Raw genomic sequence first — 12672 nt, forward strand, 5'->3', positions numbered from 1 at the left:
GAGATAGTGGCAAAAGAAATTACGTTAATTAAAAAGAAAGTTGTAACAGAAGAAGAGAAGAAACAGCAATTAGCAGAGGAACTGTTCACGGAATTAGCGAATAACCGTGAAGCAGTTGAGGAAACGATGCAATTACTAGCGCAATTACAGAAAGCTGGTATTTTAGATGCGGCGATTAGTTTACTTGCTGCGAAAGAAGATGTTTCGAAAATTGCTGTTGAGCAATTAAATCGTGAACCAGTGAAAAATGCACTGAACAATATGATGGGGGCAGGAGAGGCTTTATCTTCAGTTGACCCAGAGGTAACAAAACAAATCACATCGAGCTTAGTTACTGGATTGCAATTTGCAACAGATGAATTAAATAGTGGTAAAAAAACAAAAGTGATGGATTTCTTTAAAGTATTAAAAGATCCAGATATCAATAGAGCAATCACATTCGGTTTTAGCTTTTTGAAAGCATTTGGGCAAGGATTAGAGAAAAAATAGAGTAGATGAAAAAAGTGATGGGAAGTAGCCATCACTTTTTTCATTATATGTATAAGAGTGTTCATGTTAAGCGGAATATATTATTATTATTATTATTATTAAAAAGATGGATTAGAAATGGAAATGTGGAATCCATCTCAAATATCGTTTTAGAATGTGGAGGAATATATGCAACACCGTAAAAGACTATCTATACCAGGAGTAATGAGCCATTCCTTTCAAACAGTAAAATTTGCTTTTTGGAATGTATTAACCTTTCAACTTGCTTATAAATTGTTAGCAGCGATTGTGTTTGTTCCACTGTTTGGGATCATTTTTAATAAATTATTGTATTTTGGTGGTTACGCAAATGCGACAAATGATGAATTATTAGCATTTTTGAAAACACCATACGGCATTTTGGCAATCGTAATTTTATCCTTGTTAGCACTGTTTCTTATCTTTACGGAATTTGCGGTGCTTATTATTATTTCGTATTTCGCTCATAAAAGACAAAAGGTGAAATTACGCCCGATTTTATATAAAACCGTAACGTACTTACCTACGCTTTTCACATATTGCTTACCAGGATTTATTTTATATGCTGTCGTATTATTACCTCTTTTAAATATGGGATACGAAACGGCATTAATTCCGCAAATTCAAATTCCTAATTTTATTACAGGAGAACTGTTTAAGACGACGATGGGACAAGTAGGTTATTACACGTTCTTTGCCGTAGTTGCGTATTTGAACCTTCGCTGGATTTTCGTTCTACCTATTGTCGTTTTAGAACAAAAGCCGTTTCGCACAGCAGCACGCAAAAGTGCAGCTTTAGTAAAAGAAAGCTTTTTTAAAGTACTATTCTTTTTAGTAGGGTTTTTTATTTCAATAGGAATTGTTTATATTGTGTTTTTTGGAATATATTTATTGTGTCTATGGGGTGTGTATGAATTTACAAACCCAAAAGGAACATTTGCTTTATTAGCTGAATCAACGATTTCTGTATTCCTAACAAGTACATTGTATTTATTTAGCTTTATCGTTACACCATTTTATATTATGGCTATAACAAGATTGTACTTACAAAAGGTTCCGGTTGAAGATGTTTTATTAGAAGAAGGATTAGATTATTCGAAAACGAAAGCGGATAAATGTTTCTTTCAAAAACATCGCTGGAAATTTATTAGTGTATATATTGTAGGGATTATTACGGCCGGAATGGTCGTTGCCTTCATTGTAACGTTTATTTCAAATTCGTATAAAGAACCGATTATTATGGCGCACCGCGGATATATATCAAAAGGGGTAGAAAATACGAAAGAAGCTGTGCAAGGTGCTATTGATGCAAAAGCAGACTACGCTGAAATAGATGTATTACAAACGAAAGACGGTGAGCTAGCGGTTATACATGACTTGAAGTTAAAACGTCTTGCAAATGCCAATGTGCATGTGTCAGATTTAACGATGGATGAATTAAGACAGCTTACTCTTAGTCAAGATGGATTTTCAGGACAAATAAGTACACTTGATGAAATCATTAAGCTTGCAAAGGGGAAAATCAAACTCAATATTGAAGTGAAGCTTCATGGGGGCGAAAAAGACTTTGTAAATAAAGTATTAAAAGCGATTAAAGATAATGAATTTGAGAAGCAATGTGTAATTCAAACGTTACACTATCCACTCATTAAAGAGTTTAAGCGTGCAAATTCAGATATAAAAGTAGGATATATACTGTATGCAAGTAGAGCTAACTTAAAGAATGTAAAAGCTGACTTTTATGTAGCAGAAGAATACATGTTAAATAAGAAATTAGTAAAAGAAGCAAGGAAGTTAAATAAGCCAATTTACGTATGGACAGTAAATGATATGGAGAGTTTAAAGGCATATTATAAGTTAAACGTAGATGGTATCATTACCGATTATCCTGAAGATGCACGTGAAACAATTAAGGAGTTAAAAGAGCAAGAAGCGGAAGAAAGTGATCTGTTTGATAAAATTACTGAAACAACAGATGATTTGTTTTCAAAGTTATTTATAAGTTATCCAGCTGCTGGCTAAATGCCAGCAGCTGTTTTTTGTAAAAAGAATATATTTCTAAAATATTGTGTAAAGTAATAACTGTATATGTATACGTCTTCATTTGGAGTTTTTACATTGTTATATTATTGTCAAATAATAAATGATTACTGCTTATTTTGAAGGGATATAATAAAAATAGAGTAATAGATAATGAAATAGAACGAACTTCCTAATAGAATCAATGTTTTATATATTTACACTATTCTAAATATATAAACTTTAGAAAAATGATATGTTAGCGTTTTCATAACTTTTAAGTTATGCTAGAATAAGGACATAAGTTATTAATTATTACAAAAAGAAAAAAGACTTTCTTTTTTCTGTTAATTATAAGGGGGCATTTCATTATGCGTATTGGGGTACCAGCAGAAATTAAAAACAACGAAAACCGTGTGGCAATGACACCAGCTGGTGTTGTACATTTAATTCGTAACAATCACGAAGTATTTATTCAAAAGGGTGCAGGTTTAGGATCTGGTTTCACAGATGCTCAGTATGTTGAAGCTGGAGCAAAAATTGTTGATACAGCTGAAGAAGCTTGGAACATGGAAATGGTTATGAAAGTTAAGGAACCAATTGAAAGCGAATACAAACACTTCAGTGAAGGTTTAATCTTATTCACATACTTACACTTAGCTCCAGAACCAGAATTAACAAAAGCTTTAATCGAGAAGAAAGTAGTAGCTATTGCGTACGAAACAGTACAATTAGAAAACCGTTCATTACCATTACTTGCACCTATGAGTGAAGTAGCTGGTCGTATGGCTGCACAAATTGGTGCACAGTTCCTTGAGAAAAACAAAGGCGGTAAAGGTATCTTACTTGCAGGTGTTCCAGGGGTTAAACGTGGTAAAGTAACAATTATCGGTGGTGGACAAGCTGGTACAAATGCTGCTAAAATTGCAGTTGGACTAGGTGCGGATGTAACAATCATCGACTTAAGTGCAGAACGTCTTCGTCAATTAGATGACATTTTCGGAAACCAAGTAAAAACTTTAATGTCTAATCCTTACAATATTGCAGAAGCTGTAAAAGAGTCTGATCTTGTAATTGGTGCAGTCTTAATCCCAGGTGCAAAAGCGCCAAAACTTGTAACAGAAGAAATGATTAAATCAATGGAACCGGGTTCTGTTGTTGTAGATATCGCGATTGACCAAGGTGGTATTTTCGAAACAACTGACCGTATTACAACTCATGATAACCCAACTTACGAAAAACATGGTGTTGTTCATTATGCAGTTGCAAACATGCCAGGTGCGGTTCCACGTACATCAACTCTTGCATTAACAAACGTAACAGTACCATATGCAGTACAAATTGCTAACAAAGGCTACAAAGCTGCTTGCCTAGGCAACACTGCATTATTAAAAGGTATTAACACATTAGATGGCTATGTAACATTTGAAGCTGTTGCAGAAGCTCACGGTGTAGAGTACAAAGGTGCTAAAGAATTATTAGAAGCAGAAACAGTATCTTGCTAATAGAAGCATTATACAAAACAAAATCGAACAATATATAAAACAACATGATAAGAGCTAAGAGATAATACCTCTTAGCTCTTCTTGGCAAAAGGGGGCATTCATCGTGGCCAACCTATTTAAAAAGAAATCCGTTACGCAATTGTTAGGGGAAAGTAAAAGTAAAACTTTAACGAAAACGCTAGGGGCATTCGACCTAACAATGCTAGGAATTGGTGCGATAATTGGTACAGGAGTTCTAGTATTAACTGGATTAGTAGCAGCAAGAGATGCTGGTCCAGCAGTTATTTTTTCATTTATGATTGCAGCAATTGTTTGTGGATTTGCAGCTTTATGTTATGCGGAAGTTGCATCTACACTCCCTGTTTCAGGTAGTGTGTACACATATTCGTATGCAACAATTGGTGAGTTTGTTGCTCATTTAATGGGATGGACATTGTTATCCGTATATGTCGTAACGACTGCCGCAGTAGCTGGCGGATGGACGGGTTATTTCAATAATTTAGTGAGTGGATTGGGACTTGAAATCCCAAAAGCATTGCTAACGATTCCAGCGCAAGGTGGTATGGTAAACTTACCGGCAGTTATCGTTACCTTAGTGATAACTTGGTTATTATCACGAGGTACGAAAGAAAGTAAGCGTGTGAATAACATAATGGTATTAATTAAAATTGGTATTGTTGTTTTATTCATTGCAGTTGGTGTATTCTACGTGAAACCAGAAAACTGGATACCATTTGCACCTTACGGTTTAAGTGGAGTGTTCGCAGGGGGAGCAGCAGTATTCTTTGCTTTCTTAGGATTTGATGCATTAGCAACTTCTGCTGAAGAAGTAAAAAATCCGCAACGTGATCTACCAATTGGTATTATTGCCTCGTTAGTTATTTGTACAATCATTTATGTTGTAGTTTGTCTCGTTATGACAGGTATGGTTTCTTATAAGGAATTAGATGTACCTGAAGCTATGGCATATGTGTTAGAAGTTGTAGGACAAGATAAAGTGGCTGGTGTAATTGCTATTGGAGCTGTAATCGGTATTATGGCTGTAATTTTCGCTTACATTTATGCGACAACACGTGTATTCTTCGCAATGAGCCGTGACGGTTTATTACCAAAATCTTTTGCGAAAATTAACAAGAAGACTGAAGCGCCAACATTTTCAGTTTGGTTAACAGGAATTGGTAGTGCTTTAATTGCTGGATTTATCGATTTAAAAGAATTGTCGAATTTAGCGAATATTGGAGCGTTATTAACATTCGCCATGGTTGGTGTAACTGTTATCATTCTTCGTAAAACGCATCCGAAATTACAACGTGGATTTATGGTACCACTTGTACCGATCTTACCGATTATTTCAATTGCATGTTGTCTATTCTTAATGGTAAATTTACCATTAACAACATGGATATACTTCGGTATTTGGTTAGCAATTGGAGTAGTTGTATACTTTGTTTATTCGAAAAAACATAGTCATTTAAAAGACGATGGAAGTTCGCAGGATAATTTAGATCAAGCTAATTAAAGGGATATAAAATAGTAAGCCTTGTGCGTCTAGGGAGCGCACAAGGCTTTTTCTTTTGGATAAGGAAGGAAATAAATGTTAAATTGTCGAATTTTTATGTCGGAATATGAAAAAAGGGGAGGAAGAGGAATGCTAGAAACGAAAGTGGTTGTTGGAGCAGAGGAGTATAATAATAACCCTGGTTGGTTACATACGAATGAAGAAGAATTAAATTTATTGCGAAGAGAAACTTGGCTTGATAAATTTCAACCTAATTCTTTATCAGCAATTTTAGCGGAACATGTATGGGAGCATTTATCGTACGAAGAAGGAATCGAAGCTGCAAAAATTTGTTATGAGTTTTTAACGGAGGGTGGATATATTCGTTGTGCAGTGCCAGATGCATTTTTCCCAGATGAAGAATATCAGCAAGGTGTACAAGTAGGTGGACCAGGGCCATTAGATCATCCAGCAGCAAGTCATAAAATCGTTCATAACTATAAAACAATCACGTCCATGTTTGAATCGGCAGGTTTTCAAGTTAGGATTTTAGAATACTGTGATGAGAATGGTAAGTTTCATTATAATGATTGGAATGAGAAAGATGGTTTTATTTATCGCTCGAAACGTTTTGATCATAGAAATCAAGATGGTACATTAGAATTTGCTTCGTTAATTGTGGATGCAGTGAAACTTTAATCAGTGGGGGTTCTTCATCTCCTGTTGATTATTAGCCTTCAACAATCGGGCTTTTACGGGTAGCTAATGTAGGGGAAATAAGAGAAGGATGCACGATAGTTTTCGTGTATCCTTTTTGTATGAAGAGTATGATAGGTGTGGAGAATATTGATATGTATATGTTGAAATATGAATGGAATTGTCAAAAAAATCTTTCGGATTTTATTGACACATATGAGTAGGCGCTCATATAATAAAAGTATAAGATATATGAACAGTTGTTCATATGTTCAATTAAAGAGGTGAGCTATAATGGCTGAAAATAAAGTAGAAACACCGCAGGAAACTTGTTCTCAAACGGTAATTCATGAGAAAGTCGTGGATCAAGTGAAGCAAACAATTCCGACTGATGAAAGTTTAAGTAAAGTAGCAGAACTATTTAAAGTATTAGGTGACCGTACGCGTACGAGAATATTACATGCATTATTTGAAGCTGAAATGTGCGTTTGTGATTTAGCTTATTTATTAGGAATGACACAATCGTCTATTTCACATCAGCTACGTGTGTTAAAGCAAGCGAAACTTGTAAAGAATCGTAAAGAAGGAAAGGTCGTTTATTATTCGTTAGCTGATCAGCACGTAATTCATATCTTCGAGCAAGCGTTTGAACACGTAAACGAGGAAGAATAAAAACGCGAGGAGGGAGAACGATGGCAGAAGCATTAGTGAAAAAGAAACTGATGTTAGAAGGTTTAGATTGTGCGAATTGTGCAATGAAAATTGAAAAAGGCGTTGGGAATATAGAAGGAGTAAATTCTTGCTCTGTAAACTTTGCAACAAAGACGATGGTTTTAGAAACAGCACAAAATAAAGAAAATGAAGTTGTGACAGAAGCAAAACAGCTTGTTACAAAGTTAGAACCACATATTAAAGTGCAAGAAGAGCAAAAAAATAAAGCTGCAAAAGAAGTTTTTATATTAGAAGGTTTAGATTGCGCGAACTGTGCAATGAAGATTGAAAATAAAGTTAAGGAAATGCCGACAGTTTCAGAAGCAACTGTTGATTTCGTATCAAAGAAATTACGGGTAGAAGTTGCGAATAAAAGAGAGTTAGAATCGACTGTAGAAGATATAAAAAATGTCGTTCAAAAGTTAGAACCAGATGTGAAAGTTGTTCGTGAAGAAAAGAGCGGTCATGACCACGGGCATAGTCACGATCATGGTGAAGCAAATGTGAAAAAGATGATAGGGCGATTAGTAGTCGGTGGAATTTTGACAGGAATTGCTGCTTTAGCTGATTTACCACAAATGATAACAATTCCGTTATTCGTCCTTGCATATTTATTAATAGGTGGAGATATCGTTTGGAGAGCAGTAAGAAATATAACTCGCGGCCAAGTATTCGATGAAAACTTTTTAATGGCAATTGCAACTGTAGGAGCTTTTGCAATTCAACAATATTCAGAAGCTGTTGCGGTAATGCTATTTTATCAAGTAGGGGAACTATTCCAAAGTATTGCAGTAAATCGCTCTCGAAAATCAATTACTTCATTAATGGATATTCGCCCTGATTATGCGAATGTAAAGGTTGGAAATGAAACGAAACAAGTATCACCGGAAGATGTACAAATCGGCGATTATATTATCGTAAAACCGGGTGAGAAAGTACCATTAGACGGAAAAGTAGTCGAGGGAACATCAATGATGGATACTTCAGCACTTACAGGTGAATCTGTACCGCGTGAAGTAGAAGTTGGTAATGACGTATTAAGTGGTTTTGTAAACCAAAATGGTGTATTAACAATTGAAGTTACAAAAGAATTTGGTGAATCTACTGTATCAAAAATTTTAGATTTAGTTCAAAATGCAAGTAGTAAAAAAGCACCGACAGAAAACTTTATTACGAAATTTGCGCGCTATTATACTCCTGTTGTAGTTATTACAGCAGCGATCATGGCGTTTATTCCACCGCTTATTTTAGAAGGTGCTACATTCTCCGAGTGGATTTATAGAGCGTTAGTATTCTTAGTTATCTCTTGTCCATGTGCGTTAGTCGTATCCATTCCTCTTGGATTCTTTGGAGGTATCGGTGGTGCATCCAAAAGTGGGATTTTAGTAAAAGGAAGTAACTATTTAGAGGCATTGAATGATGTGAAATATATCGTCTTTGATAAAACAGGTACATTAACAAAAGGTGTCTTTAAAGTTACAAAAATGGAGCCAAGTGAAGGTACTACTAGTGAAGAACTGTTAGAGTATGCAGCGTTTGCAGAAGTATATTCAAATCATCCAATTGCACAATCTATTCGAAATGCATATGGAAAATCAATCGATGAAAATGCTATTGAAGACTATAGTGAAATTTCTGGTCATGGTACAGTTGTAAAAGTACAAGGAAAAGAAATTTTCGCAGGTAATGCTAAACTAATGAGAAAAGAAAATATTGAATTTAAGCAACCAGAAACAGTAGGCACATTAGTTCACGTTGCTGTAGATGGTAAATACGCAGGTTATATTGTTATCTCAGATGAGGTAAAAGAGGATTCAAAACAAGCGATTCAAAAGTTAAAAGAACTAGGTATCAAGAAGACAGTGATGTTAACTGGGGATGCAAAAGCAGTTGGTGAAGCTGTTGGAAAAGAATTAGGTCTAGATGAAGTTCACGCAGAACTACTACCACAACAAAAAGTAGAAGAGATTGAAAAAATTGATGCGGCTAAGCGTGGAAAAGAAAAAGTTGCTTTCGTTGGTGATGGTATTAACGACACGCCAGTATTAGCACGAGCGGACGTTGGTATTGCTATGGGTGGCTTAGGATCGGATGCAGCGATTGAAGCTGCAGATATCGTTATAATGACTGATGAACCTTCAAAAATTGCAACAGCTGTTAAAATTGCAAAACGCACAAGAAGTATTGTATGGCAAAATATTATATTTGCATTAGGTGTAAAAGGATTAGTTTTATTACTTGGTGCTTTTGGTATAGCGACAATGTGGGAAGCTGTTTTCTCAGATGTGGGTGTGACGTTAATTGCAGTATTAAATGCAATGCGTGTACTACGAGTGAAAGATTTATAAAAAGAGGGCGCAATTGCGTCCTCTTTTTTATCGGTTATTTTGTTGAAAGTGACTCAATAAAATAATATCAAATATTATTTTAGTTTTTAATAACGCAATATTAAATTTTACAAATAAAAAATATTCACCTTGTTATTTTAATATATTTTTTACAAATATTCATATAGTATTGAAAAAACAGAGAAGGAGGAAACTTCTCTGTTTATTTTTGTATGTTTTTTTCAACTTGTTCACGAACAGTTTGAATATAATTCATTTTATGATCCCAGCATTCTTGGCTTAAATCGACAGGATACTCTTCGGGGTTTAAAGTTCGCATGTATTCTTCCCAAAATAGAGCGAGACTCTGTTCGTTATACTTTTGAATATCTAATATACTTGGTAGTTCGTATGTTCTTTCACCGTTAACGAAAATGTCTTTATGCAGTTCACGTGCTTCAAAGTTTGTTACGAATTTACTTATGTATGTGTGAACAGGGTGGAACATTTTTAAGCGTTCTTCTTTTTCAGGCTCTTCAGAATCTAACGCAATATAATCGCCTTCAGCATGATTATTAACCCTGTTGACTATACGATAAATTCGTTTAAGCCCTGGAGTTGTAATCTTTTCAGGGTTAGATGAAATTTTAATCGTGTCATTTAATTTCCCGTCAGTATCTTCAATCGCAACTAGTTTGTAAACAGCCCCTAATGCTGGTTGTTCAAAGGATGTAATTAATTTTGTTCCAACACCCCATACGTCAATTTTTGCACCTTGAGATTTAAGGTGCATAATTGTGTATTCATCTAAATCGCTAGAAGCGATAATTTTTGTATTTGTAAACCCAGCCTCATCTAGTAATATTCTTGCCTTTTTAGACAAATAAGCCATATCACCACTATCAAGACGAATGCCATAGAAATCAATACGATCTCCAAATTCTTTTGCAACACGAATCGCATTTGGAACACCAGATTTTAATGTGTCATATGTATCGACGAGAAAGACACATTTTTTATGAGTTTCAGCGTATTTTTTAAACGCGACATATTCATCGCGATACGCTTGAACGAAAGAGTGAGCATGTGTGCCGGCTACAGGTATCCCGAAGCGTTTTCCAGCACGAACGTTGCTTGTAGATGAGAAACCGCCAATAAAGGCAGCGCGTGTTCCCCAAAGGGCAGCATCAAATTCATGAGCACGTCTTGTGCCAAACTCTAAAAGTTCATCGTTATTTGCAGCATGCTTCATACGAGCAGCTTTTGTTGCAATTAATGTTTGGTAATTCACAATGTTTAAAAGGGCAGTTTCAATAATTTGTGCTTCACCGAGTGGTGCATCAACACGTAATAAAGGCTCGTTATTGAATACAACTTCACCTTCTTGCATACCACGAATGACCCCAGTGAATTTCATATTTTGTAAATAATGAAGGAATTCTTCTTCAAATTGTAATTCTGCTAAATAAGCGATATCGCTCTCGGTAAAACTGAAATTTTCTATGTACTCTACAATTTTTTCAAGACCAGCAAAAACAGCGTAGCCATTCTCAAATGGAAGCTTTCGAAAATATAAATCAAAAACAGAACGGCGATTATGAATACCATCTTTCCAATATGTATAAGCCATGTTGATTTGATATAAATCTGTATGTAAGGCATAACTATCGTCTTTATAATAATTCATTGCGAAAACACCTCCGTAATTTGGTTATAGTATACCAATTTTACGACGTTCGTAGCAAAGAAGAGATATTGATGTGAAGTCAAGAGAGAAAAAAATGAAATAATGCATATTTTTTAGAAAATTAACATTTATCAATTTATATTTCTTTAAATTTTATGTATTATTAGAGTAATGGGGGTAATGAGAATGGAGGAGGACAATGCAACAAACATTAGAAAAAATAGGCAAACAAGTCTTTTATAAACGGCTACAGCAAAAAATGACACAAGAAGAATTATGTCAGGGCATTTGTTCTGTCTCATACTTAAGTAAGATCGAAAATGGAAAGATCGAAGCATCAGAAGAAATTCTACAATTGCTCTGCGCAAGATTAGAGATTGCTGTAACGGATTTAAGAGATGTAGAAGAAGATGTGAAGGGGAAGCTGGATGAATGGTTGAATGCACTAGTTCATTTGGATAAGCAACAAGTAGAACGCATATATGAAGAGTTGCAAGGTGAAATGAAGCATGTTTTGGATTTTGAAATTATAAATTATTATAAACTGCTGTATACACGTTATTTAATGATGAAGCGGGATCTCCCTGCTGTTGAAGAAGAATTGGACGGATTGAAGAAAGTGTATAAGAAATACTCGCCTTTTCAGAAGATGTTATATACGTATAATAAGGCATTATTATATTCTGTGCAGTACAAATATACGCAAGCGTTAGAGTATTTGTTAAAAACAGAATCGATGGCGAAAGAGTTAGGATATTATGAAACAGGAATATATTATAATTTAGCATTGACATATAGTCAGATGGAAATAGATCATATGACATTATACTTTGCTAATGTGGCATTAGAAGGTTTTAAAAGCGAATATAAATTTAGAAATATAATTAATTGTAAGTTTTTAATTGCGTTTAGTTATACTAGAAAAAAACAATATAATGAAGCTATGGAAATCTATAATCATATCATAAGAGAAGCAACTTCTTTTGCTGATAAAGATAATATTCTTTCTATTGCTTTAAATAATATTGGTTATCTGTACTACCGACAAAAAAATTATGCCAAGGCGAAAGAGTATTATATAGAATGCTTAAAATATAAAAAAGAAGAGGATATGAATTATATTGATGCCATGTATGAGCTCTCGTTGCAGTGTATTCAATTAGGAGAACTTGAGGAAGCGGCTGAATGGATTGAAAAAGGTATCCTTGCTGCAAGGAAAGATGAGAGATACAAAGGGATGTTATATTTATTGTTAAATTTAAGATATAAATATTTTGAAGAAAGAGACCTCTATAAAAAATTTCTAGAAACAGAAGTAGTTCCTTTCTTTAAAACAGAGGAAAATATAAAAGATTTAAAGAAAGTATACTTAGAACTAGCTGAATACTTAGAAGAATGCTCAGATTTTAAAGAAAGTAATCGCTATTATAAATTAGCAATTACTTTATTAGAAGAATAAAGAGGAGGGATAGTATGAAAAAGTTAATTGCAGGAACATTTGTGGTTATGGCAATTGCAGCTGTAGTATTGGATATTCAGTATGCTTGGAAGCCGGATACTCTAGGGCAAGAAGCTAAAACAGTTGAACAAATTAATTTATAAAAAAAACCCTTTCCTAACGGAAAGGGTTTTTTCAATATTTGTTCCTCAAAATTCTACAAAACTTGAGAAAATAATTATTTGAATTTTTAGTATATTAATAGTGGAAACATAATGCTAATA

Annotated in this window: 10 protein-coding genes; 9 read left to right on the forward strand and 1 reads right to left on the reverse strand. The window is 34.5% G+C overall.

All coding sequences use genetic code 11. The features are described from left to right. The first annotated feature begins 6 nt into the window (after positions 1–6). The 7 genes from MHH42_RS03025 to MHH42_RS03055 all read left to right on the forward strand — a co-directional run bounded on the left by MHH42_RS03025 (position 7) and on the right by MHH42_RS03055 (position 9284). The gene (locus tag MHH42_RS03025; RefSeq protein ID WP_001040512.1) at positions 7–489 is read left to right on the forward strand and encodes a DUF1641 domain-containing protein; all 483 of its coding nucleotides are present in this window, start codon (positions 7–9) and stop codon (positions 487–489) included. Positions 490–657: 168 nt separating this feature from the next. Continuing rightward, on the forward strand, positions 658–2529 hold the full coding sequence (locus MHH42_RS03030; RefSeq protein ID WP_097872796.1) for a glycerophosphoryl diester phosphodiesterase membrane domain-containing protein: 1872 nt from the start codon (positions 658–660) through the stop codon (positions 2527–2529). A gap of 368 nt (positions 2530–2897) precedes the next feature. After that, a complete protein-coding gene (gene ald / locus MHH42_RS03035; RefSeq protein ID WP_001219740.1) occupies positions 2898–4031 on the forward strand; it encodes an alanine dehydrogenase in 1134 nt (377 codons plus the stop codon). Between the two features lie 103 nt (positions 4032–4134). Continuing rightward, on the forward strand, positions 4135–5550 hold the full coding sequence (locus MHH42_RS03040; protein WP_001284896.1) for an amino acid permease: 1416 nt from the start codon (positions 4135–4137) through the stop codon (positions 5548–5550). Between the two features lie 129 nt (positions 5551–5679). Continuing rightward, entirely contained in the window at positions 5680–6228 is a 549-nt protein-coding gene (locus tag MHH42_RS03045; RefSeq protein WP_000894486.1) for a class I SAM-dependent methyltransferase, read from the forward strand. Between the two features lie 291 nt (positions 6229–6519). Beyond that, a complete protein-coding gene (locus tag MHH42_RS03050; protein WP_097872797.1) occupies positions 6520–6897 on the forward strand; it encodes an ArsR/SmtB family transcription factor in 378 nt (125 codons plus the stop codon). A 20-nt stretch (positions 6898–6917) separates the two neighbouring features. Continuing rightward, entirely contained in the window at positions 6918–9284 is a 2367-nt protein-coding gene (locus MHH42_RS03055) for a heavy metal translocating P-type ATPase (RefSeq protein WP_016107506.1), read from the forward strand. Positions 9285–9486: 202 nt separating this feature from the next. On the opposite strand, the gene MHH42_RS03060 is transcribed toward MHH42_RS03055, so the two are convergent. Further along, complete coding sequence (locus tag MHH42_RS03060; protein ID WP_001110354.1) at positions 9487–10950, reverse strand: nicotinate phosphoribosyltransferase; 1464 nt, start codon at positions 10948–10950, stop codon at positions 9487–9489. Between the two features lie 199 nt (positions 10951–11149). On the opposite strand from MHH42_RS03060, the gene MHH42_RS03065 reads away from it, so the two are divergent. Together MHH42_RS03065 and MHH42_RS03070 are read left to right on the forward strand one after the other, a co-directional pair. Next, positions 11150–12409: a helix-turn-helix transcriptional regulator gene (locus MHH42_RS03065; protein WP_001187940.1), complete on the forward strand. Its 1260-nt coding sequence runs from the start codon at positions 11150–11152 to the stop codon at positions 12407–12409. Between the two features lie 14 nt (positions 12410–12423). Then, positions 12424–12552: an NprX family peptide pheromone gene (locus tag MHH42_RS03070; RefSeq protein ID WP_000733136.1), complete on the forward strand. Its 129-nt coding sequence runs from the start codon at positions 12424–12426 to the stop codon at positions 12550–12552. Positions 12553–12672 lie beyond the last annotated feature (120 nt).

This window comes from Bacillus sp. FSL L8-0099 (genome assembly GCF_038006385.1).
Classification (GTDB): Bacteria; Bacillota; Bacilli; order Bacillales; family Bacillaceae_G; genus Bacillus_A; species Bacillus_A toyonensis.